Source organism: Micromonospora echinospora (assembly GCF_900091495.1).
Taxonomy (GTDB): Bacteria; Actinomycetota; Actinomycetes; order Mycobacteriales; family Micromonosporaceae; genus Micromonospora; species Micromonospora echinospora.
This window is the reverse complement of record NZ_LT607413.1, coordinates 1,688,398-1,710,136: the sequence shown is the minus strand read 5'-3', so window position 1 is coordinate 1,710,136 and position 21,739 is coordinate 1,688,398. Positions and strand designations below refer to the sequence as shown.

The following is a 21,739-nucleotide window of genomic DNA, read 5'->3' as shown; positions in this document are numbered from 1 at the left end:
CGCCGATCATGACCTGGGCCTTCTTCGTGCCCCCGTGCCGCCGGCGGTGGGACGAATGCCTTCTTGCTAGGTGGCGGCTCTATCTAGATAGCTGTGCTACCTTGTCGCCCGTGGATCACGACCGGCGGGGGCAGTGGCTGTGCGGCATCCTCGATGTCTGTGTGTTGGCGCTGCTGGGCCGGCGGGAGTCCTACGGCTACGAGTTGGCGCAGGCGCTCGACCAGGCCGGATTGGGGCAGATCCAGGGCGGCACGCTCTACCCGGTGCTGCTGCGGTTGCAGCGCTCCGGGCTGATCACCGCCGAATGGCGCGAGGGCGAGACCGGCCCGGCGCGCAAGTACTACCGCCTCACGCCATCCGGCGAGCAGACCGTGCGCCGGCTGGCCGCCGACTGGACCGCGTTCGCCGGCCGGGTGGACGCCATCTTCCGGGAGGGACTGCCGTGAACAACGACAGTTGGTTGCACGCGCTCGGCCAGGAGTTGGTCCGGCACCAGCTCGGCCCGGACGTGATCGGCCACGTCATCGCCGAGGCCGCCACACATCTGCGCGACAGCGGCCAGCCTGCGCTGCGGGCCTTCGGCACACCGCAGGGCTACGCCGCCGCCGTCGCGGACAGCCTCGCCGCCCGGCGGCCACCGCGCCGCCCGCTCGGCCGCGTCCGGCTCGACGTGCGTGGGGTGACCAAGCGGTACGGCCGCCGCACCGTCCTGCACGACGTCGACCTGACCGTACGCGCCGGCGAGGTGGCGGCAGTCGTCGGCGCGAACGGGTGCGGCAAGAGCACGTTTCTGCGGGTCTGCGCCGGCCTGCTCTCTGCGGATGCGGGAGCGGTGGTGGTCGACGGCGTGCTGGGCTACTGCCCGCAGGACGCCGGGACGTACGACTTCCTCCGGCCCGACGAGCACTTCGTCCTGGTCGGTGCCGGCCGGGGCCTGGACCGGAGCCGGTCGCGGCGGCTGGGCCGAGCCGGTGCCGCCGCGCTCCAGTGGGATCCGGCGGACGGAACGCAGGCCCGGCACCTGTCCGGCGGTACCCGGCAGAAGCTCAACCTGGTGATGGCCTCGATGGGCGACCCCGACGTGCTGCTGCTCGACGAGCCGTACCAGGGCTTCGACCGGGGCACGTATCTCGACTTCTGGCAGCACGTGTGGCGATGGCGCGACGAGGGCCGGGCGATCGTCGTGGTCACTCACCTGCTCAGCCACCTGGACCAGGTCGACCAGGTGCTGGACCTGACCGTACGGGAGGCGGCAGCATGAAGATCGTTACGGTCGCCGAGATGGCACTGCGCGAGATGCTGCGCCGCCGGGGCGTACTCGTGTTGCTGCTCGCCCTGCCACTGGCGTTCTACCTGGTCCGTCGCGGCGACTACGTCGGACAGTCGATCCGGTTCCTGCTTCTCGGGATCGCCTGGGCGGTGAGCACCGCGGCGCTCTTCGCCAGCGGCACCAGCCGGCCGATCGAGCCCCGGTTGCGCCTGTCCGGCTACCGGAGCCACCACCTCTACCTCGGCCGGCTGGCGGCGATGTGGACGCTTGGGCTGTCGATCGCCGTGCCGTTCTTCGCGCTGGTCGCGGTCGACCACGGCGACCGGGTGCGACTCGGCGCCATCGCGCTGGCGATGCTGCTCACGGTCGCCGTGGCCGCGCCGTTCGGACTGCTGATCGGCGCGGCCGTGCCGCGTGACCTGGAGGGGACGCTGCTCCTGCTCGTCGTGGTCGGCGTGCAGATGATGATCGACCCAGCCGACGCGATGACCCGGCTCCTGCCCTTCTGGTCCAGCCGGGAGATCGGCACGTACGCCGTCGACCACACCGGGTCGGAGTACCTGACCCGGGGCCTGGCGCACGGCGTGCTGTTCGGCGTCCTCGCCACCGCCCTGGTGGCGGTGCTGGCGACGATCCGCCTCCGCCGCCGCCCACACGTCCGCTTCGTCACCCGCTAGCCACGGCTACCAGAAACGGACGTCCCCCCGGTGAAAACCGGCTCCAGATCTGGTTCCCTGCGTCCGTTACGCCGGGCGACCTGCAACAGGTACTCCCCGTCGAGGTCGAAGATGTGCCGAGCATGCTCCTCCAGCAGCCAGCCGGTACCGGCGGAACGCCGTCGCGATGCGCTCCTCCTCGGTGGGGAAGGTCGCACTGTCCAGGCACCCCGTCAGGTAGCCGACCAACGTCCCCCGGTCGGTGGCGACGAACAACGAGACCGGAGCGCAGAACCCGCGCACCCGGCAGCGGCACTCACGCCAGTTCGGCGATCACCGCGCGGACCATCCGACGGCCGTGCTCGGCCATCCGCGGGAAGGTGTGCCGGTAGTAGTCGATGCCCGTCAGCGACGGTGCGAGGGCCCAGCCGCAGGCACGGCGCCAGGTCGCGTCGTCGTACCCGATCGCCTCCCGGTAAGTTTCCCGCGCCGCGCCCGTGAAGGTCCACAGCGCCGGAGCCACGTCCGGTGCCGGATCGCCGACACCGAGCGCGCCGAAGTCGATGACCCCGACCAGTCGGCCGCTGTCGGTGATCAGGTTGCCCGGTTGCAGGTCACCGTGGATCCATACCGGGTTCCCGTGCCACTCGGGAGCGGCCAGGCAGGCGTCCCAGGCCGCCTTGGCCGCCGTCACGTCGAAACCGTCGTCATGCTCGGCCAACCTGGGCAGCACCCGGCGAACGGCGTCGTCGACGTGGCGCAGCGCCGACCCCCGGGATCCCGGGGGCTTGGCCGGACCTCCGCCCGGATCCACCCGGTGCAGGGCGCGTGCGAAGGCTGCCAGGTCGCGGGCCAGGCGTACGTCGTCGCAGCCGAGCCTGGGAGGCGTGCTTCCCGCGATCCACGGCACCACGGTCCACCGCCACGGGTACCCCGAGCCCGGCTCGCCCAGGTGAAGCGGAACCGGGATCCGGTGCGGCAGGCGGGAGGCCAGCAGGGGCAGCCACCGCGCGTCGGAATCGGCCTGGTCGACCGCGCCGGCAATCTTGGGCATCCGGGCGGCGAGCTCGTCGCCGAGCCGGAAGAGTACGTGGTCGGTGCCCTCGACCTCGTCGGGCAGGGGTACCACGGGAAGGCCGGCCCACTGCGGGCACTGGTCTGCTACCAGACGACGCACCTGCCCGACACTGGCTCGGATCTCGTCGTCATGCATGGGCACGGCTGGCACCGTAGTTCGGCCAGGCGGTGCGCCGCGAACCGATTAGGTCCCGCAGCCCGGCCAGCCGGCTGGGTTTCCCGATTCCGGAGGTCAGTCCAGCCAGTACCAGCCGTCACCGAGCGACCAGCGCACCCGGCAGGGGTCCGCGAAGCAGTCGAAGCTCGTGTCGCCCGGCGTATCGGCGAAGTACGCGTAGCCGGCCGCGCCATCCGGTATGCCGACCCGAACCGGCAGGAGGATTCCGGCCGGCCCGCTGCCCTCGGCGCCGATCCGCACCGCCCGCCCCTTGGACGACAGGTGCCCCAGATCCTTCGGCAGCACCTGGCCGTACCGGTCGCCGTACCGGGCCGTGACCTGGTCGGCGAGCGCGGCTGCGGCCTGGAAGTCGGCCCGGTGGAGGCGGTAGAAGCTGTGGACGAAGGTTGACGTCCAGTCGACGGCCACGATCGCCACCGGGGCCAGCACCCCGGGGACCAGCACCAGCGACAACGCCGGAACCGACCGGCCCCGACGCCACAGGGCCACCAGGGCGATCCCGGTGACGGCAACCGCCACCAGCCAGCCCAGCCCGGTGAGGAGCAGACCGAACAGCCACAGGTTGGCCAGCTTCAGGCCGAACAGGTGCAGCCCGGCGACGAGTCCCCATGCCACCACGACGCCCACCACCCATCCGACGACGACGCGACCACGCGGGCGTACGGCTGATGTGGTACCACCTGCGGCGACGGACATCGGCTCATTGTGGACCCGGACCGCAAGCCGGATGGTCACGATCCGGGTGCGAGGCGGCACCGAACTGGTGCTCGTGAGCAGGGCGTTCGAGGGCATCGAGCCGACCGGGCGCTCTCTCCTGGACTGGCGGGTGCGGCGATCGTCTGTCAATCCGCAGTCGGTTCGAATCCAATATCGAAAAATGGACGTGTGCGCGCTGGATCTGAGACGATTCCAGGGCCACGGGGGTTGGGTTCCCAACGACCGAAAGGAATGCCGTGTTGCGTCGATTCATCGCTGTGCTCGCCATGGTGGTACCGCTGGCCATTGGCGCGGCTGCAATTCCCGCGCACGCGAATGCGACCTCCCAGAAGAACGGCTTGATCGCGGAATCCGCGCCGGTGGTCCTCAGCCTCGACGGGACCTGGTCCTGTTCGGTGCCGAGCGGTTACACCTGGGACTGGGTGCAGGTCAGCAACTCCTGCGGATCGCTTCGGTACCAGTATCGACTGCGGACCCCGGTGAACGGCCTGTGGGCCTGCTCCATTCCGATGGGATGGGCGTACGACGCGATTCAGCCCACGAACCTGTGCGGTTCCAACCCCTACTATTACCGCCTGGTGGGCTGAGCGCCCGACGCGGAACACCTCGGAAGTACGCGAAGACCGACCGGGCCTGGTCGCCGGAATTGTGGGTCAGCGAACATCAGGCGACCAGGCCGGGCGGTCGGTTCTTGTGCCCAACACCGCCGCGCGGCTTCTCCCGAATCAGCCCCGCAGTTGTGCGGTGCTTCCCGTCTCCGTTGATTCCTGCCGCCGTCGGCCACTCGCATCGGGCAGCCTGTCGGCGGGCACCGGTACGTTCTCCCCGTCGCGCCGCCTCGGCGACGGCAGACAGGTGGGAGGCGATCCGTGGGTGTCCTGTACGACTACTTCCGTGCCCCGAACACCGAGGCCGTCGCGGAACTGATGGCAGCCGCGGGCGGCGGCCCCCTGGCGGGAGCGGGAGACTCCCGGCTCGCGGACGCAGTGGACGCCGTGGACGCCAAGGGAATCGACCCGTCGGTGATCCTCGGGCAGTTGGTGTCGTACGCCCTCGACGTACCGTGGGACACCCGGCTGGTCGGGGACCGGCTGGTCTGGCCGGACGGCGCGGGTCGGGACCCGGGCTACGAGGGCCCCTGGGTCGTCGTCCTCGGCGACAGCGCTCGCGACGCCCTCGCCGGCATCCCGGACGAGCGGATGTCGGCCCTGGCCGACCGGTGGTTACGCGTCGAGGAACTCTCCGACTTCGGCGACCCGCAACCGGCGGCCATGCTGGTGCTGCTCAGCGACCTCGTGGGCCTGGCCCGGAGGGCACGCGGGAACGGAGACCACCTCTACTGCTGGATGTGCCTCTGACCGGGCTGTCTCAGCTGACGTACCAGTCGAAGAGTTCCCAGCCGGGCGGCGTGGCCATCACCACGAGCATCAGCACGGTGAGGGCGCTGGCCACGGCGAGCCCGAGCGGGGAGGACCGTTCGGCCCGCAGGCGCGTGGAAGCCAGCCGGGGCAGGGCCACCGCCAGGCACAGCAGTGCGGGGACGAAGCCGATCCCGACCACGACCACGGCGGGCCACGACCATCCGGGCGGCGACTGCTCCGGGAAGAAGTCGGCATCGGTGGTGAGGTAGGCGACCGCCGCATAGGCGTACGCCGCGACGAGAAGCAACTGGATCGCCGTCAGCGGCCACACCCGCCGGGCGTCACCGGCTCGGGAGTCCGTCTCGGTTCGCACCGGTGGAGAATAGTCGGCGTCCGGATTCCGGTGTGTCTAGGCTGCCCGGGTGGATCTGAACGAGCTCACCGACCAGGTCGAGACGGTTTCCCGCAACTACGCCCGTCGGCACGGGATCACCCAGGACGCGACCTGGTTCCTGCTGAAGCTCCAGGAAGAGGTGGGCGAGCTGACCCAGGCCTTTCTGATGCGTACGGGGCAGGCGCGGGACAAGGGGCTCACCGAGCAGGAGATCGACGAGAGGTTCCGGGCGGAACTGGCCGACGTGCTGTGCCAGGTGCTGGTGATGGCCCGGCACCACGGCGTCGACCTGCGATCCGAGGTCGAACGGAAGTGGCTGAGGTGGAACCCGACCCCCGCACCGACGCCGAACCGGTGAACCCGGCGCGGCGGCGGGGTGAGCGGCAGCAGCGGTGAGCGGCACCGGTAAGCGGCGACGGCGACGGTAAAACCCGATGCGCCCTGGTGAGCCGCCGGCCACAATGCGTCGTGCTCATCGACCACTGGCCCCTGCTGGGACTGCGGGTGCGGACCGCCCGGTTGGAACTCCGACTGCCCACCGAGGACGAGCTGGCCGAGCTGGCGGAGGTCGCCGCGCACGGTGTGCACGAGCCGGGTAAGCGGCGCTTCCTGGTGTCGTGGGCGGAGGGCACACCCGCCGAACGGGCCCGCTCCGTGGTCCAGAACCAATGGCGTCGACGGGGCGAATGGACCCCCCAGTCGTGGTCGCTCGACCTCGCCGTCTTCGTCGAGGGACGGCCGGTGGGCGTCCAGGACGTCTGGGCCCGGGACTTCGCGGTACGCCGCGAGGTGGCAACCGGCTCCTGGCTCGGTCTGGCGTACCACGGTCGGGGAATCGGCACCGAGATGCGTGCCGCCGTGCTGCACCTGGCCTTCGCCGGCCTCGGGGCCGCGCACGCCACCAGCGGCTCGTTCGTCGACAACGCCGCGCCGCTCGCCGTCTCCCGCAAGCTGGGCTATCAGCCGGACGGGATCAGCCGTGACCTCTGCGACGGCGAGGTCCTCGTCTCCCAGTACCTGCGCCTGACCAGGGAGAACTGGGAACGGACGGACCGTCCGGAGGTCAGCCTGACCGGTCTCGAACCCTGCCTGGAGCTGTTCGGCGCGCGCTGAACCACCCGTCGGGCGGGTCAGGCGACCCGGGCGATCACCACGAGTTCGCCGTCGCCCGCCCCGACAGGCTCGCGCCGCCATCCGCCGTGCACATGCTCGACGGTGAACCCGCGTGCGTGCAGCGAGGCGCGGATCTGACCTTCGGTACGGAACCGGAGGGTGGCCGAACTTCGCAGCTCCAGTCCGGCATCCGCGGACGGTGATCGACTCGACTTACGGGATGTCGGGGTCTCCGGTCGACCGGAGACCCCGACATCCCGTATCTGGAGTGGATCACCGGCCGGTGACGGCGGGAACCGGTAGTGGTGGGTGAAGGAGACCAGGGCACCCCGGACCTCGGTGACCTCGGTCCACGCTTCGACCGTCCGACCGTCCAGTAGGCGCGGGTGACGCCGTGAGTCGACCGGGTTCCACCGTTCCCACCGTCGGTCGGCGGGGTCACGCGAGTCGAAGACCAGCCGCCCATCGGGCACGAGTGACCGGTGCAGGTCGGCGAGAACGCCGTCCCACGCCTCGTCAGTGGTGAAGAACTGCGCGACGTGGCTGGTCATCACCGCCACGTCGAAGGACCGGTCGGGCAGGAGCGCGGTGGTGCCCTCGATCCAGGTCACCCGGTCCGCGCCCGGCTTGGCACGGGCGGCGTCGAGGGAGGCGCGGGCCGGATCCACGCCGGTGACCCGGTGCCCGGCGGACGCCAAGGCGAGGGTGAGTCGTCCGGTGCCGCAGCCCAGGTCGAGCACGCGGGACTGCGGGGTCTCGTTGACCACCGCCAGGAAGAAGTCGTCGTCCGGCCCCCACCGGCACTCGGCGTCGTAGACGGCGACGAGCCGAGGGTCCTCGAACTCCCCGTGCCGCATGACAAGACCCCGTTCAACTCAGGTGATCGTGGTGGGAAGTGGCCCCCATATGGGCCGGAAGCCACCACGGTCCCGGCTACTTCTCCGCGACGAAGACCCCCCGCCCCGGCCGCCCCACCAGAACACCCCTGTCGCGCAGCGTGGCGACGGCTCTGCTGATGGTGGACTGGGAGACGTCGTACTCGGCGGCCAGGGCACGGCCGGACGGCAACTGGGTGCCGGGCGGATAGGTCCCGTCTTCGATCCTGCTCAACAGGCTGTCGAGCAGCTCATCCATGGTGGGCGGAATAGGCACGTCAGGGCCCCTTGCGGTTGGTTGGCCCCGCCAGTATCGATGCATCGCTCCGCCATAGGCAACATATGTACAACTGTTGACGGTAATAACTCAGTGAAAACTCTGGGTTGAAGACATCCTTGACATAGGTGGGTTGGTGGCAATAGCGTCACGGACAGCGATGCGGTGCTTGCGGTTGGTTGGCGCCTCGTGGGTGCGGCATCGGTGCTCCACCACGTACCTGCCCCGGCCGGGGTGGTCGGTCCCCTCCCCGGGCCGGCCGCCCGCCTTCCCCTGGCTGACCGGGGCGGCTCCGCCGTCGCTGCTGCTCGACGCCGCGCACGGCAGGGCGGGGGTGTCCCGGCCGGACCCGAACCAGCAGGGGCACCCCCGAACACCAGGAAACACCACTTCGGCGAACATCACCTGGCTTCCGGAAGGCGGTCACCCGTGCGCGTGCTCCTCCGTAGTCCCCGGCGACGGGGCCGACACCACCTCCGACCTCCGTCCACCAGCGACGATGCCGTCCTTCGGTATCCGCCGTTGACCCCGGAACGCATCCGGGACCACCGGTTCACCATCCGCCGGCGGGGACTGGACCCGGCCGAGATCACCGCCTTCCTCGCCCGGGTCGCCGACGAACTGGCCGTCGCCCGGACCGCCCTGACCGCCGTACGGGAGGAGAACCTGCGCATCAAGAACGCGCTGCGGACCTGGCAGACCGCCCAGGCCCCGAGCGCCCGGGGGCTGGCCCGATGGTGACCGATCCCCGGAACCCGGGCCGCTGGGTCATCCACCTGCCGATCGTGGTGCCCGACCTCACCCGGGCGCGGATCTTCGCCCGGACCGCTGCCCGGGCGCTCGCCCAGGTCACCGGCTGCGTGGACGCCGGTGAGGTGACCGTCTCCGAGGAGGACGCGCAGGGCGTACGGCACCGGGTGTTCTGCGACCGGCTGCTGCCCGGCGGCGGCCGGTGCGCCCTGCCCACCGAGCACAGCGTGCCCTGCACGGCGCGGCGGCGGCGACCCAACCCGGACCGGTTCCGCTAGCGGATCAGGCGTACATCGTGTTGACGTAGTCGGGGCCGTAGTGGCGTTCCAGGTCGGCCAGCGCCATCTCGGGGGCCTCGACCGCCTTGACGATCCGGGGCCGGGACGGCAGCACATCCGGCTGCCAGGTCTCCGGTCGCCACAGCTCGGACCGGAGGAACGCCTTCGCGCAGTGGTAGAACACCTGCTCGACGTCGACCACGATGGCGAGCTGCGGGCGGTGTCCCTGCACCACCATCCGGTCGAAGAACGGCGCGTCCCGGACCAGGGTCGCCCGGCCGTTGACGCGCAGCGTGTCGGACCGGCCGGGGACCAGGAAGACCAGCCCGACGTGCGGATTCTCCAGGATGTTGTGGAAGCCGTCGGCCCGCCGGTTGCCGGGGCGTTCCGGGATGGCGATGGTCCGGTCGTCCAGCACCAGCGTGAAGCCGGGCGGGTCGCCCTTGGGCGAGACGTCGCAGGTGCCGTCCGCGCCGGAGGTGGCGATCAGGCAGAACGGCGAGGCCGCCAGCCACTGCCGGTCCAGCTCGTGCAGGACACGGCGTTCCTTGGTGACCGCACGGGGTGTGGGCTCGCCGAGCAGTTCGCGTAGTTCTTCGGCTGAGGTGATCTCCGTCGTCACGTTGTCCCTCCCCGTGCGTTGACCTCGGTGACAGGAGCCGTGCCGAGGGCCGCCGACCAGCGTACGCCGGGCGGACCACGGCGAGGTTCGACCACCCGAGGCGGGGCAACCGCCCCACGCAGCGGATCCCACGGGCATCCGCGATCCGGAAGACCCTGGGAGGCCGCAGATGGAGAGCCGACTCAAGGTGCTCGGGCACCCCGTGCACCCGATGCTGGTGATGTTCCCGTTCGCCCTGCTGGTGACCGCCGTCTTCTTCGACGTCGTCGACACGCTCGGCGGGTCCGCCGTGTTCGGGGAGATCGCCTACTGGAACATCACCGTCGGGCTGGTCATGGGACTGCTCGCCGCGATCGCGGGCAGCTTCGACCTGCTCGCGATTCCGACCGACACGCGGGCCAAACGGATCGGGCTCACCCACGCCGCCGCCAACCTGGCGGTGATCCTGCTCTTCGCCGCCGTCTGGGTGGTGCGCTTCAACGCCGACTCACGGACGGCCGGCGGTGCGCTCATCGCCATCGAGGTGGTCGCGCTGGCCATCCTCGGCGTCAGCGGATGGCTCGGCGGTGAACTGGTCGACCGGCTCGGCGTGGGGGTCGACCGGGAGGCCGACCTGAACGCGCCCAGCTCGCTGCGCTCTCCGGCAGCCACGACACGGATCGGGGACATGCGGTGAGCGGCGGTCCGCTGCGACACGGGACCGCCGGGGCGGCCACCGCACGGATCGGGAAGATGCGGATCGGGGAGATGCGGTGAGCGAGCAGCAGGGCAGCGGCTCCGGCCGGGGCTGGCGCGGCCGGTCGTCGAGCTGGGACCCGATGGGCGAGTTGCAGTCGCTCCGCGCCGAGCTGGCCCGCCTGGTCGGTGGCCGCGCCGGGCCGCCGGAGGTGGAGCTGACCGAGACCGCCGAGGGGTGGGAGGTCGTCGTCCGGCTGCCCGGTGTGGCGCCCGAGGAGGTCGCCGTCGAGATCGACGACCGGGAACTCTGCGTACGGGCGCGGTCGGAGGCCGAGGTCAACGCCGACCACGGCATCCCCGGTGGGCTGGAGACCCGGGGCTTCGAGTACCGCGTGGACCTGCCCTCCCGGGTGGACCCCGACGCGATCGACGCCGTCATGGACCACGGGCTGCTCCGGGTCCGGCTGCCCCGGGCGACCCGCCCCGCGCCGCGCACCATCACCGTCGGCCAGCCGACCTCGCTCTCCCGGCCCGCGTCGAGGGCACGTTCCGCCAACGGCCACCCCGGGCGGGGCACGACCCCCGTCGACCCGGCCCGGGGTACGACCGCCGTCGACCCGGCCGCTGACCGGGAGCTGCACCACCCGGACGTCAAGCCCGGCTCCGCCGGACCCGCCACCGACCGGCCCGACCCCTCCGAGGGGTCGAGCGACATCGACCGGCCGTAGGGGATGGTGGATCCGTCCCTGCTCGGCCCGGTCGCCGGGCGCGTGCCGGACGTCGCACGGATCGCCGTGCTGCGCGCCAACGCGCTCGGTGACTTCATCTTCGTCCTGCCGGCACTGGACGCGCTGCGGGCCGCGTACCCGAAGGCGGAGCTGGTGCTGCTCGGCGCGCCGTGGCACGCGAAGCTGTTCCGCGACCGGCCGGGCCCGGTGGACCGGGTGCTGGTGGTCCCGCCGGCCCCGGGGATCCGGGGCCCGGACCCGGGCGAGCCGGAGTCCGCCATGGACGACTTCCTCGCCGCCGCCCGCGCCGAGCGATTCGACCTGGCGTTGCAGGTGCACGGCGGCGGGTCCAACTCGAACCCGATCGTCAACGGCCTCGGCGCACGGTTCACCGCCGGGCTGCGCGCCGAGGACGCGCCACCGCTGGACCGGTGGATCCGGTACGTCTACTACCAGCACGAGGTGATCCGCTACCTGGAGGTGGTCGCGCTGGTCGGGGCGCCGGCCATCACCGTCCTGCCGAGCCTGGCGGTGACCGACGCCGACCGGGACGAGGCTCAGGCGGTGCTCGGCGAACCGACCCGGCCCCGGGTGGCACTGCACCCGGGCGCGACCGACACCCGTCGCCGCTGGCCGGCCGACCGGTTCGCCGAGGTGGCCCGGGAACTGACCACCGAGGGGTACGAGGTGCTGGTCACCGGCACTCCAGCCGAGCAGGAGCTGGTCGACCGGGTGGTCGCGGCGGCCGGCGTGCCGGTCCGTCCCCAGGTCGGCACGCTCAGCCTCGGCGCGCTGGCCGCCTGCTACGCGGGCTGCGCGCTGGTGGTGTCGAACGACACCGGCCCGCTGCACCTGGCGGCGGCGGTCGGTACGCCGACGGTCGGCATCTTCTGGGTCGGCAACCTGATCAACACGGGGCACCCGCTACGTCACCGGCACCGGCCGATCATGTCCTGGACGGTGCACTGCCCGGTCTGCGGCGTCGACTGCACCCCGGGGGCGTACCCGGCGCGACCGGGCGACGGCGAGTGCCCGCACCGCGACTCGTTTGTCACCGACGTGCCGACGGTGGAGGTCGTCGAGGCCGCCCGCGAACTCCTCGCCACCGCCGGGTGAGCGGGGTTGGGTGGTAGCAGGGGACCCCTGTTACCGCTTTTTGCCGAGGAAGGGTCCCCTGCAAACACCTCAGCAAACGCCCTGCAAACACCTCAGCGGGTGGGCTGCGCCGTGCCGGGGGCGGCGTCGGTGAGGACGACCTCCCACGCCTCCACGTCCCGCTCGGTGACGGTGGTCGGCGACTCGAGGTGGTACGCCCCGCTGGGCAGGATGCCGGCGCCGCCGTACCGGGCCAGCACGGCGAGCTGTGCCGCCACGTCCTCGCCCTGATGCCCCTCGGGCAGCCGACGCCAGAAGTCGAAGCCGCCCGCCTCGACCAGCCGGGTCCGGTCGTAGAGCACGCAGCCCCCGATCCAGGACACCTTGTACGCCCGCCAGGTGCCCTCCGGCAGGTCCAGGCGTCCGGTCACGTGCAGCAGGTTCGCCGCGGAGTGGATGGTCGCGCGCTGCCACTCGCGGGTGCCGGGGCGTACCGTCTCCGGGACGGGTGGGCCGGTCCACTCCTCGTAGTGCCGGTGGGTCTGCGGCCGGACGTCGTCGAGGTAGGAGAGGCCGTGCACGGCGTTGCCGACGAACCCGCAGCCCAGCTCGGTGATGGCGGTGACCAGCCGGTGCAGGGCTCCCGGTTCGAGCCAGACGTCGTCGTCGAGGCAGAGCACGTACCGGGCCGCCGACCGGTCCAGCAGGTACGCCCGGTGTTCGGCCAGCCCACGCCGGGGCAGCCGACGGGTGAGCAGCACCGGATGCCCCCGGTGGCGTAACGCCCGGGCCATCGTGGCGACCGCCGGGTGGCGGAAGGCGGGTGCGCCGTCGGACTGGTCGCTGACCGCCACCCCGAATCCGGGTACGCCCTCCTGGGCGGCGAGCCCGGAGAGGGTGACCGCGAGTTCGGCCGCCCGGTTCCGGGTGGGGATCAGTACGTCCAGGGTGCGCTCGCGGCGGAAGTCGTCCGGCGAGCCCGGATCGAGCGGCCGGTCGACCACGTCGGGCGGGCTCTCGGCGCGCGGCCCGTCGGGAGTCTCGGGCGGACCCACGGTGTGTGACCGGCCGGCGGTCCCGGGTGGGGTTACGGCGTCCGGCCGGTTCACGGCGTCCGGCCGGTGAGGAAGGGGCCTCGGTTCCCCTTGCCGTGTCCGTTGCCGTTGTGGTGTCCGTTGCCGTTCGGGTGGCTGTCGGTGGAGGGGTGCGTGTTCCTGGAGCGGTCGATGCCGGCCGCGTTCGGCTTGCCAGTGCCAGTGCCAGTGCCAGTGCCGGTGCCGGTGCCGTGGCTGGTGCCGGTGGCAGTGGCGTGGCTGGTGGTGTCGAGGGGCGGCGCCTCGGCGACCTGCTGCGCGCGGATCCGTTCGATGATCGCCGAGGTGGAGCGGTCCGGGACGTAGCCGAGGGTGCGGACCTGCCCGCCGAGCCGGCGGACCAGGGGAGCCTCGGGGACCATCTCGGGCGGATAGTCGCCGCCCTTGACGTACACGTCGGGACGGATCGCCTCGATCAGCGTCGCCGGGGAGTCCTCCCCGAAGACCACCACGTGGTCGACGCAGGCCAGTGCGGCGAGCAGGGCGACCCGGTCCTCGACCGGGTTCACCGGCCGGTCCGGGCCCTTGAGCCGGCGGACGCTGTCGTCCGAGTTCACCGCCACGACGAGCAGATCGCCCAGTTCGGCCGCCTGTTCCAGATAGCGCACGTGCCCGCGGTGGAGCACGTCGAAGCAGCCGTTGGTGAAGACCACCGACCGCTCGGCGGCCCGGTGGGCGGCCACGATCGCGGCCAGGTCCTCCGGGCCGACCAGTACCGGCCGGTCGCCGCCGTCGACCGTGACGCCGAGGGCGGCGAAGAGGTCCTGTCGACGGCAGACGCAGGTGCCGGTGTCCGACACGGTGATGGTCGCGGCGAGCTGAGCCAGGTGGGCGGCGGTGGAGAGCGGGGCCTCGGCCGCGAGGGCCAGCGTCATGGCGGCCAGGTACGCGTCCCCGGCCCCCACTGCGTGGCTGGCCGGCACCGGGGTGGCATGGCTGCGCCTGGTCGAGCCCTCGGCGCTGCCGACCACGGCGCCCTCGGTGTCCAGGGTGACCGCCACGACGTCCGCCCCGGTGTGCGCGCGCAGTTCGGCCAGGCTGGACTCGGCGAGGCTCGCCCGGTCCGTGCCGGTGCCGTCGGCGGAGACGGTCACACCGGTGCCGGTGACGCTGAACCCGTCCCCGGTCAGCGCCACCCGGTCCTCGCCGGGGGTCGGCTCGCCGGTGGGTCCGGTGGGTGGCATGTCGGCCGGGCCGGGGACCGGCTCGTCGGGGTACGGCGGCCGGCCCGGGGCAGTGTCGTCGTGGGGCACGACGGCCGTCCGGGTGGTCCGTCCCTCGCCCGGGGCGGTGCCGACGACGAGTTCGGAGGGCCCGTCCGGCGGGTCGGAATGGTCGAGGTGCAGGACGTCGACGCCGGTCGGCCGGACGGTGGCCCCGGCGGCGGTGGCCCGGGCGAGCAGTCGGGTCGCCTCGGCGAAGCTCGGCGTCACCACGGTCGGTGCGAGCCCGCGCCAGTCGGCGAGGTCGTGCGCGTCCAGGGCAACGGTGGCGAAACGGTGCCGGTTGGCGACCAGCCAGGCCCGGATCGGCGCGGACAGCGCACCGAGCCCGTAGTCGCAGACCACCAGGGTCGGCGCGGCTCCGGCCGAGGCGGCCCGCAGTTCCTCGACCGCGCATCCCACGGCGGTGAGCAGCCGGGCCACCCCGTCGTCGGTGAGCGTGTCGTCCGGGTCGCCGGAGTCCTCCCGCAGCAGGATCTGGTTCCCGGCCAACATCCGGCGCTTGACCGGGGTCGGCCGGCCGGGCTGGTTGACCGTCCGGTCCCAGACGCCCGCGCGGTCCAGGCAGTCGTGCAACTCGTCCCCGGCGACGTCCGCGCCGACCGGGGCGACCAGTGCGGCGAGGCCGCCCAGGGCGGCCAGGTTCACGGCGGTGTTCGCCGCTCCGCCCGCCGCCGAGATCCGCCGCCGCAGGGTGAGCACCGGGGCGGGTGCCTCCCGGCAGAGCCGGTCGGAGTCGGCGAACCGCCACTCGTCGAGCATCGCGTCGCCGATGACCAGGACGGGGCGTCCCCGCCAGCTCTCCACGACGGTGGCGAGCCGGCGCTGTTCCGCTGCTGCTCCTGCCATGCCGTGCCGGATCCCCCTGCCTCGGCGGGTCAAACCCGCCACCGGGCGGCGTGACCCGGGCGACGCGTTTTGTCCCTCCCTCCTCGGGAACACCATCAGTGACACGGAGAACGGGACGACGGAGGAGGGCCGACTGATGGCAGGCCGAGTACTGGAGGGCAGGCGGATCGCGTTCCTCGCCGCGGACGGCGTGGAGGAGGTCGAGTACGTCCAGCCCCGCGAGGCGGTGGAGAAGGCCGGTGCCCGGACCGAACTGGTCTCCCTGAAGGGCGGGGCGATCCGGTCGTTCAATCACCTCGACCCGTCGACCAGCTACGACGTGGACGTGGCGGTGGCGGAGGCGGACGCCGGGGCGTACGACGCGCTGGTGCTGCCGGGCGGCGTGGCGAACCCGGACTTCCTGCGGGCCGACCCGGAGGTGGTGCGGTTCGTGCGGAGCTTCCACGAGCAGGGCAAGCCGATCGGGGTGATCTGCCACGGCCCGTGGACGCTCATCGATGCTGACCTGGTCCGGGGCCGGCGGATCACCTCCTGGCCGACGCTCCGCACCGACCTGGTCAACGCCGGCGCGGAGTGGGTCGACGAGGAGTGCGTGGTCGACGGCGGCATCGTCAGCAGCCGGAAGCCGGACGACCTGCCGGCCTTCTGCGCCACGATCGTCGAGGAGTTCGCCCGCCGCTGAGGACCCCGGAGCCACCGGGGAAGCAGACGTCGCGTGGGCGTCGACGAGGGATGTGTGGCCCGGGTGAGGCCCGCTCCGACCGGACCCGGCGGGGCGGTCCGGGCCGTGTGGTCAGGCCGGGGCGCGGTCGGCGGCGGTGGCCGCCCAGGCCGCGTCCTCGGCCTGTTTGCGGGCCAGACCGTCGCGGCCGTCGTAGCGGAGGAAGGCGGGCAGCGCGGCGGCGAGCGCGACGGTGCCGACCACGCAGAGGATGCCACCGGAGACGATCGAGCCGTTCACGCCGACCCATCGGGCGGCCAGGCCGGAGCGGAGCTGGCCGAGGAGCGGGCCGGTCGAGTAGGAGAGCATCTCGATGCCGGCGAGCCGACCGCGCAGGTGATCGGGGATGGTCTGGTTCCAGATGATCATGCGGAACAGGCCGGAGACCATGTCCGCCGCGCCGGCCAGGGCGAGGAAGAACAGGGCCAACCAGAGCGAGCTGACCAGCCCGAAGCCGATGATGGCCAGCCCCCAGGCCCCGGCGGCGAGGACCACCATCAGCCCGTGCCGGTGAACCCGTGCGGTCCAGCCGGAGCCGACCGTGGCGATCATCGAGCCGACGGCCGGGGCGGCGTAGAGCAGCCCGAGCACCGACGGTCCGCCCATTTTCTCGGCCATGAACGGGTAGAGCGCCTGCGGCATGCCGAAGAACATCGCGTTGATGTCGACCAGGTAGGTGCCGAGCAGTTCGGGACGGCTGCGGGCGTACCGAAGGCCGGTGACCACCGAGCGCAGCGACGGTCGGTCGGCGGCCGGCGGCGGCGGGACCGCCCGGACCATGGCCAGGCAGACCAGCGAGACCGCGAAGGTGAGCAGGTCGAACGCGTACACCCAGGCCAGGTCGACGGTGGCGATCAGCACGCCGGCCAGGCCGGGGCCGCCGAGCTGGGCGAGCTGCATCCGCAGCGAGTTCAGCGCGCTGGCCGCCGGGATCTGGTCCGGGGCGACGATGCGCGGGGTGAGCCCCTCCATGGCCGGTCGTTGCAACCCGTCCAGCGACGCGGTCAACGCGGCCACCAGGTAGAGCAACCAGAGATGCGGCTCGTCGTCGAGCGAGTTCACCAGCAGCACCCCGCAGAGCAGGGTGAACCCGATCTCGCCGCCGAGCACCAGCAGGCGGCGGTCCAGGTAGTCGGCGAGCGCGCCGCCGACGAAGGCCATCACCAGCAGGGGTACGAGCTCACAGACGCCGATCAGTCCGACCAGGAGGGGATCCCCGGTGATCTGGTACACCTGGTACGGCAGCGTGACGTAGGTGATGAAGGACCCGAAGCTGGATATGCCGGCTGCGGTGAAGACCAGCCGGTAGTCCCGCGAGGTCCGCAGCGGCGTCACGTCCAGCGCCGTACGGCGGAGCAGGCTGATCAGCACGTGCGGGATGTTCGCCGTTCCGGTGCGTCCTGTCCAGCGTTTTGCCCCGAGGTGAGGGCAACCTAACTTGGGCGTCCGGCTACTTGAGGATGAGCCGGTCGGTCTGCTCGAAGACGGCGAGGTCTTCGAGGGTCTCGGCGACCGAGGGGGAGATCGGGGCGGGGAACCCGCCCGGGTGGAAGAACCCGGCGTCGGTGGTCTCGTCGGTGATCCGCAGCAGGTCGCCGTCCCACTCGTCGACCCGGAACGCGGCGGTGAAGACCTGGTACGTGTGGCCGTACATGTTGGTGTGGGTGCGGTCCGGGCCGGTGTAGAGGGCGAACGCGCTGACCCGCAGCGCCCGGAGCCCGGTCTCCTCGCGGACCTCGCGGACCGCGCAGTCGGCGATCGACTCGCCCAGCTCCATCGCGCCGGCCGGCATCGACCAGTGACCGTTGTCCGAGCGTTGGATCAGCAGCACCCGCCCGCGCTGGTCGCGCAGCACGGCCCGCGCGCCCACGAACATGAGGGTGCGGTCGCCGGCCAGTGCGCGCAGTTGCCCGACGTACGACTCGGCCCAGGAGACACTCACCGGACCAATCTACGGGGTGGTCGGCGTGTCGTACGCCACACTACTTTGTTACCTATGCGTAGCACGATGATGGACGCCCCCCTCCAGATCGCCCGGATCCTCGACCACGGCGCCACCGTGCACGGCACGGCCGAGGTGGTCACCTGGACCGGTGCGGAATCCCGCCGGATGTCGTACGCCGAGGTGGCCCGGACGGCCGCCCGGCTCGCCCACGCCCTGCGTGACGAGTGCGGGGTGACCGGCGACGAGCGGGTCGCCACCTTCATGTGGAACAACAACGAGCACCTGGTGGCGTACTTCGCGGTGCCCAGCATGGGTGCGGTGCTGCACACCCTGAACATCCGGCTCTTCCCGGAGCAGCTCACCTACATCGCCAACCACGCCGAGGACCGGGTGGTGCTGGTCGACGCCACGCTGATCCCGCTGCTGGCCCGGGTGATCGGTCAGATGACCACCGTGCGGCACGTGGTGGTGGTCGGCGGCGGGGACCCGGCGCCCCTGCTGGCGGCGGCCGGCGACCGGATCGCCGTACATCACTGGGACGTGCTGCTGGCCGACCGCCCGACGGTCTACGACTGGCCGGAGGTCGACGAGCGCGACGCGGCGGCGCTCTGCTACACCTCCGGGACCACCGGCCACCCGAAGGGGGTGGCCTACTCGCACCGCTCGGTCTACCTGCACTCGCTCCAGGTCTGCATGCCCGAGGGGTTCGGGCTCGGCCCGACCGGCCGGGAACTGGTCATCGTGCCGATGTTCCACGCGATGGGCTGGGGGCTGCCGTACGCGGCGTTCATGTCCGGCGCGTCGCTGGTCATGCCGGACCGGTTCCTCCAGGCGGCGCCGATCGCCGAGATGATCGCTGCGGAGCGCCCGACGATGGCCGCCGCGGTGCCGACCATCTGGACGGACCTGCTGGCCCACCTGGACACCCACGACGTCGACGTCTCCGGGCTGCGGGAGGTGGTGGTCGGCGGGTCGGCCTGTCCGCCGGCCCTGATGCACGCGTTCGGCGAGCGGCACGGCGTCGAGGTGATCCACGCCTGGGGGATGACCGAGACGTCACCGCTCGGCTCGGTGGCCCGTCCGCCCGCCGGGGCGACCGGCGAGGAGGCCTGGCGCTACCGCTACACGCAGGGGCGGGTGCCCGCCGGGGTGGCCGCCCGGATCGTCGGGCCGGACGGCGACGTGTTTCCCGCCGACGGCACCTCGGTTGGCGAGCTGGAGGTCCGGGGGCCCTGGGTGACCGCCCACTACCTCGGGGACGAGACCCCGGACGGGGAGAAGTTCCACGACGGATGGTTGCGCACCGGTGACGTCGGTACGCTCTCCCCGGACGGCTTCATCACGCTGACCGACCGCTCCAAGGACGTGATCAAGTCCGGTGGCGAGTGGATCTCGTCGGTGGAGTTGGAGAACGCCCTGATGGCCCACCCGGCGGTGCTGGAGGCGTGCGTGGTCGGGGTCCCGGACGAGCGCTGGCACGAACGACCGCTCGCCACGGTGGTGCTCCGGGAGGGGGCCTCGGCGACGGCGGAGCAGTTGCGCGAGTTCCTCGCCGACTCGGTGGCGCGGTGGCAGTTGCCGGAACGGTGGGCGTTCATCGACGGGGTGCCGAAGACCAGCGTCGGCAAGTTCGACAAGAAGGTGGTCCGGGCCCAGTACGCCGACGGCGCGCTTCCGGTGCAGGTGTTGACGGCGGTGTAACGGTTTCGAAGGCCACGACGCCTGAGGAGGTAGGGGCGATACTCCTACTCCCCCTCCCCAGGAGCGGCCCCGGCGTTCGCACCGCGCCGGGGCCGCCCGCTTGTGCGGTTTCGTGCCGCACCAGCATTGTTGCGAATATCTTTCACATTTACCCGGTGGTCGCCAGCTCTGTCCCCCGGTCGGCGGAAGCTCCGGCGAACAGCTCCGACGGCAAGAAGGCCGTGATGGACGACGGCGCGGTGCGCGCCCTGGAGCACCGGTCAGGCCGCGCTGGTGTTGATCAGCACCTTGCCGACCACCGAGTCCTCCACCACGCGGTGCGCCGCCGCCGTGGCGTCGAGGGGGTAGTGGTGCAGCGGCAACCCGGCCCCCTCACCCACCCGGACGTGCCCCTGGGCGACCGCCGCCGTCACGTCCGCGATCGCCTGCTCCTTTGCCGGCCACGGGGTGGTGTAGACGAGGACGAACTGCCAGCGCGCGTTCGGCAGCATCAGCGCCCGGATCGGCAGGGTCACCTCGTCACCGCCGTCGTCGGCGTAGACGCTGACCACCGCGCCGGTGCGCAGGATCCGCACGTCGGTGGCGGCGTTCCGGGCGGCGGAGACCTCCACCACCGCGTCCACCCCGTCGGGCAAGATCCGACGGACCTCCTCGGCCACGTCCTGCTCCCGGTAGTTGACCACGTGGTCGGCGCCGGCCGCCGCCGCGAGGAGCGCCTTCTCCGGGCTGCTGACCGTGGCGACCACCGTGGCGTCCGCCCAGCGGGCGAGCTGGATGGCCGCGTTCCCCACCGCCCCGGCCCCGCCCTGCACCAGCACCACCCGGCCGGTGAGCGACCCGGCGTGCAGGCGGCGCGGCATGGTCTCGCCGGCGGTCAGGCAGCGGTGCGCGGTGAGGAACGGGATACCGAGGCAGGCCCCCAGGTCGAAGGAGGCGTCACCGAGCGGCACCGCCTGCCGGGCCGGCACCACCGTGTACTCGGCGGCAGTGCCCCACCGGCGCTGCCAGGACGCCTCCCACACCCAGACCCGCTCACCGATCAACTGCCGGTCCAGTCCGGTGCCGACGGCTTCGACCACCCCCGCGCCGTCCTGCCCCGGAGTCTGCCCGCCGTCGGGCACCGGCCAGTTGCGGCGACCCTTCCAGTCGGTCGGGTTCACCCCGGCGACCGCCAGCCGCACCAGCACCTCCCCGGGACCGGGTTCCGGCACCGGCCGGTCGACCACCTGGAGCACCGAGGGGTCACCGTTGCGCTCGTACACGATCGCCTTCATCCCGTCCTCTCCTCCCGGTCGCGCTGCCGTACCCGGCGCTGCCCCGATCATGCCGGGTACGGACGTGGGAGGGGACCCGCCGGGCACACCGTGCCGGAAAGGACCCGCCGGGTACGGCCCGTGCCGGGGGCGGGCCAGCCGGACACGCCGTGCCGGGGACGGTCAGCCCGGACACGCCCTGCCGGGGCGGATCAGCCGGCGACGACCTCCGGGGTGAGCGCGCCGATCGACGGGAGCACCACGGCGGCCAGCCGTTCGGCGTCCGGGTCCAGCGGGTACGCCCCGTGCGGCACCGCCACCACCCGCATCCCCGCCGCTGCGGCGGACCGTACCCCGTTGGAGGAGTCCTCCACCGCCACGCAGCGCGCCGGTTCCACGCCGAGGCGCGCGGCCACCGCCAGGTAGACGTCCGGAGCCGGCTTGCCGTGCGCGGTCTCCTCGGTGGAGAGGGTCGCGCCGAAGGTGTCGGTGAGGCCGGTCGCGGCCAGCGCCGCGGCGATCAGCCGGGTCGGCGAGGAACTGGCCAGCCCCAGCGGCCAGCGGCCGGCCAGCCGACGCGCCACGTCGTCGGCCCCGTCGATCAGCGGGACGCGCTCGGCGTACCGCCGGGTCATCTCCTCGACCACCTCGGCGGCGACCTGCTCGGCGGTCCGGTCGACGCCGAGGTCGTCGCTGAGGTGGCGGGACCACTCCCCGGTGCTCATCCCCATCAGCCGGCGCTGGGTGTCCGGCCGCCAGGTGCCGCCGTGCGCCGCCACGTACGCGCGGCGGACCTCCTCCCACACCGGCTCGGAGTCCACGATCACGCCGTCGAGGTCGAAGATCACCGCATCCGTCACGGCTCCCATCCTGCCGCGTCCGGG

General features: G+C 72.3%; 25 protein-coding genes and 1 pseudogene. 14 read left to right on the top strand and 12 right to left on the bottom strand.

The window, feature by feature from the left end:
- Positions 1-110 precede the first annotated feature (110 nt).
- The 3 genes from GA0070618_RS07705 to GA0070618_RS07695 are packed head-to-tail and all read left to right on the top strand — an operon-like array spanning position 111 to position 1,947.
- Entirely contained in the window at positions 111-446 is a 336-nt protein-coding gene (locus GA0070618_RS07705; RefSeq protein ID WP_088981030.1) for a PadR family transcriptional regulator, read from the top strand.
- The gene (locus tag GA0070618_RS07700; protein ID WP_088981029.1) at positions 443-1,261 is read left to right on the top strand and encodes an ATP-binding cassette domain-containing protein; all 819 of its coding nucleotides are present in this window, start codon (positions 443-445) and stop codon (positions 1,259-1,261) included. The genes GA0070618_RS07705 and GA0070618_RS07700 overlap by 4 nt, the downstream gene beginning before the upstream one ends.
- Positions 1,258-1,947 (top strand): hypothetical protein, encoded by a 690-nt coding sequence (locus GA0070618_RS07695; protein WP_088981028.1) that lies wholly within the window; start codon positions 1,258-1,260, stop codon positions 1,945-1,947. The genes GA0070618_RS07700 and GA0070618_RS07695 overlap by 4 nt, the downstream gene beginning before the upstream one ends.
- A 295-nt stretch (positions 1,948-2,242) precedes the next feature.
- Here the strand turns inward: GA0070618_RS07695 and GA0070618_RS07690 are convergent, their stop codons facing one another.
- Positions 2,243-3,139 carry an aminoglycoside phosphotransferase family protein gene (locus GA0070618_RS07690; protein ID WP_088981027.1) on the bottom strand — a complete coding sequence of 299 codons (897 nt, stop codon included), beginning with the start codon at positions 3,137-3,139 and terminating at the stop codon, positions 2,243-2,245.
- Between the two features lie 96 nt (positions 3,140-3,235).
- The gene (locus GA0070618_RS07685; RefSeq protein WP_143740435.1) at positions 3,236-3,877 is read right to left on the bottom strand and encodes a hypothetical protein; all 642 of its coding nucleotides are present in this window, start codon (positions 3,875-3,877) and stop codon (positions 3,236-3,238) included.
- A gap of 257 nt (positions 3,878-4,134) precedes the next feature.
- Here GA0070618_RS07685 and GA0070618_RS07680 point away from each other — a divergent pair, with 257 nt between their 5' ends.
- Positions 4,135-4,485 carry a hypothetical protein gene (locus tag GA0070618_RS07680; RefSeq protein ID WP_143740433.1) on the top strand — a complete coding sequence of 117 codons (351 nt, stop codon included), beginning with the start codon at positions 4,135-4,137 and terminating at the stop codon, positions 4,483-4,485.
- 282 nt (positions 4,486-4,767) lie between these two features.
- Positions 4,768-5,256 carry a hypothetical protein gene (locus tag GA0070618_RS07675; RefSeq protein ID WP_088981024.1) on the top strand — a complete coding sequence of 163 codons (489 nt, stop codon included), beginning with the start codon at positions 4,768-4,770 and terminating at the stop codon, positions 5,254-5,256.
- A 10-nt stretch (positions 5,257-5,266) separates the two neighbouring features.
- Here the strand turns inward: GA0070618_RS07675 and GA0070618_RS07670 are convergent, their stop codons facing one another.
- Positions 5,267-5,632, bottom strand: a complete 366-nt coding sequence (locus GA0070618_RS07670) for a hypothetical protein (protein WP_088981023.1) — start codon at positions 5,630-5,632, stop codon at positions 5,267-5,269.
- A 49-nt stretch (positions 5,633-5,681) separates the two neighbouring features.
- Here GA0070618_RS07670 and GA0070618_RS07665 point away from each other — a divergent pair, with 49 nt between their 5' ends.
- Both GA0070618_RS07665 and GA0070618_RS07660 read left to right on the top strand, forming a co-directional pair.
- Positions 5,682-6,011, top strand: coding sequence for a nucleoside triphosphate pyrophosphohydrolase family protein (locus GA0070618_RS07665; RefSeq protein ID WP_088981022.1), 330 nt, complete (start codon positions 5,682-5,684; stop codon positions 6,009-6,011).
- Positions 6,012-6,121: 110 nt separating this feature from the next.
- Positions 6,122-6,766: a GNAT family N-acetyltransferase gene (locus GA0070618_RS07660; RefSeq protein ID WP_088981021.1), complete on the top strand. Its 645-nt coding sequence runs from the start codon at positions 6,122-6,124 to the stop codon at positions 6,764-6,766.
- Between the two features lie 17 nt (positions 6,767-6,783).
- On the opposite strand, the gene GA0070618_RS07655 is transcribed toward GA0070618_RS07660, so the two are convergent.
- Together GA0070618_RS07655 and GA0070618_RS07650 are read right to left on the bottom strand one after the other, a co-directional pair.
- Positions 6,784-7,623 (bottom strand): class I SAM-dependent methyltransferase, encoded by an 840-nt coding sequence (locus GA0070618_RS07655; protein WP_088981020.1) that lies wholly within the window; start codon positions 7,621-7,623, stop codon positions 6,784-6,786.
- A gap of 76 nt (positions 7,624-7,699) precedes the next feature.
- A complete protein-coding gene (locus GA0070618_RS07650) occupies positions 7,700-7,900 on the bottom strand; it encodes a GntR family transcriptional regulator (protein ID WP_088981019.1) in 201 nt (66 codons plus the stop codon).
- A gap of 447 nt (positions 7,901-8,347) precedes the next feature.
- Here GA0070618_RS07650 and GA0070618_RS07645 point away from each other — a divergent pair, with 447 nt between their 5' ends.
- The gene (locus tag GA0070618_RS07645; RefSeq protein ID WP_088981018.1) at positions 8,348-8,659 is read left to right on the top strand and encodes a DivIVA domain-containing protein; all 312 of its coding nucleotides are present in this window, start codon (positions 8,348-8,350) and stop codon (positions 8,657-8,659) included.
- Positions 8,653-8,946 (top strand): hypothetical protein, encoded by a 294-nt coding sequence (locus GA0070618_RS07640; protein WP_088981017.1) that lies wholly within the window; start codon positions 8,653-8,655, stop codon positions 8,944-8,946. Before GA0070618_RS07645 ends, GA0070618_RS07640 begins: the two co-directional genes overlap by 7 nt.
- A gap of 4 nt (positions 8,947-8,950) precedes the next feature.
- On the opposite strand, the gene GA0070618_RS07635 is transcribed toward GA0070618_RS07640, so the two are convergent.
- Positions 8,951-9,568, bottom strand: a complete 618-nt coding sequence (locus tag GA0070618_RS07635; protein ID WP_088981016.1) for a pyridoxamine 5'-phosphate oxidase family protein — start codon at positions 9,566-9,568, stop codon at positions 8,951-8,953.
- A gap of 169 nt (positions 9,569-9,737) precedes the next feature.
- On the opposite strand from GA0070618_RS07635, the gene GA0070618_RS07630 reads away from it, so the two are divergent.
- From GA0070618_RS07630 to GA0070618_RS07620, 3 genes are all read left to right on the top strand, one after another.
- On the top strand, positions 9,738-10,244 hold the full coding sequence (locus GA0070618_RS07630) for a DUF2231 domain-containing protein (RefSeq protein WP_088981015.1): 507 nt from the start codon (positions 9,738-9,740) through the stop codon (positions 10,242-10,244).
- Positions 10,245-10,386: 142 nt separating this feature from the next.
- Positions 10,387-10,974: an Hsp20/alpha crystallin family protein gene (locus GA0070618_RS07625; RefSeq protein WP_172900370.1), complete on the top strand. Its 588-nt coding sequence runs from the start codon at positions 10,387-10,389 to the stop codon at positions 10,972-10,974.
- A gap of 3 nt (positions 10,975-10,977) precedes the next feature.
- Positions 10,978-12,090 carry a glycosyltransferase family 9 protein gene (locus GA0070618_RS07620; protein ID WP_088981013.1) on the top strand — a complete coding sequence of 371 codons (1,113 nt, stop codon included), beginning with the start codon at positions 10,978-10,980 and terminating at the stop codon, positions 12,088-12,090.
- A 92-nt stretch (positions 12,091-12,182) separates the two neighbouring features.
- Here the strand turns inward: GA0070618_RS07620 and GA0070618_RS07615 are convergent, their stop codons facing one another.
- Together GA0070618_RS07615 and rfaE2 are read right to left on the bottom strand one after the other, a co-directional pair.
- The gene (locus tag GA0070618_RS07615) at positions 12,183-13,073 is read right to left on the bottom strand and encodes a glycosyltransferase family 2 protein (protein WP_088985358.1); all 891 of its coding nucleotides are present in this window, start codon (positions 13,071-13,073) and stop codon (positions 12,183-12,185) included.
- Between the two features lie 347 nt (positions 13,074-13,420).
- Positions 13,421-15,235 (bottom strand): annotated as a pseudogene (gene rfaE2 / locus GA0070618_RS07610) (D-glycero-beta-D-manno-heptose 1-phosphate adenylyltransferase); the annotation flags it as partial.
- A 136-nt stretch (positions 15,236-15,371) separates the two neighbouring features.
- Between rfaE2 and GA0070618_RS07605 the strand changes: the two are divergent.
- Complete coding sequence (locus GA0070618_RS07605; protein ID WP_088981012.1) at positions 15,372-15,917, top strand: type 1 glutamine amidotransferase domain-containing protein; 546 nt, start codon at positions 15,372-15,374, stop codon at positions 15,915-15,917.
- 111 nt (positions 15,918-16,028) lie between these two features.
- Here the strand turns inward: GA0070618_RS07605 and GA0070618_RS07600 are convergent, their stop codons facing one another.
- Both GA0070618_RS07600 and GA0070618_RS07595 read right to left on the bottom strand, forming a co-directional pair.
- Positions 16,029-17,327: an MFS transporter gene (locus GA0070618_RS07600; RefSeq protein WP_231931649.1), complete on the bottom strand. Its 1,299-nt coding sequence runs from the start codon at positions 17,325-17,327 to the stop codon at positions 16,029-16,031.
- A gap of 79 nt (positions 17,328-17,406) precedes the next feature.
- On the bottom strand, positions 17,407-17,898 hold the full coding sequence (locus GA0070618_RS07595; RefSeq protein ID WP_088981011.1) for an NUDIX domain-containing protein: 492 nt from the start codon (positions 17,896-17,898) through the stop codon (positions 17,407-17,409).
- Between the two features lie 54 nt (positions 17,899-17,952).
- On the opposite strand from GA0070618_RS07595, the gene GA0070618_RS07590 reads away from it, so the two are divergent.
- Entirely contained in the window at positions 17,953-19,602 is a 1,650-nt protein-coding gene (locus tag GA0070618_RS07590) for a fatty acid--CoA ligase (RefSeq protein ID WP_088981010.1), read from the top strand.
- 260 nt (positions 19,603-19,862) lie between these two features.
- Here GA0070618_RS07590 and GA0070618_RS07585 read toward each other — a convergent pair whose 3' ends face one another.
- Positions 19,863-20,876, bottom strand: coding sequence for an NADPH:quinone reductase (locus GA0070618_RS07585; protein WP_088981009.1), 1,014 nt, complete (start codon positions 20,874-20,876; stop codon positions 19,863-19,865).
- Positions 20,877-21,067: 191 nt separating this feature from the next.
- Positions 21,068-21,715, bottom strand: coding sequence for an HAD family hydrolase (locus GA0070618_RS07580; RefSeq protein WP_088981008.1), 648 nt, complete (start codon positions 21,713-21,715; stop codon positions 21,068-21,070).
- Between the last annotated feature and the right edge of the window lie 24 nt (positions 21,716-21,739).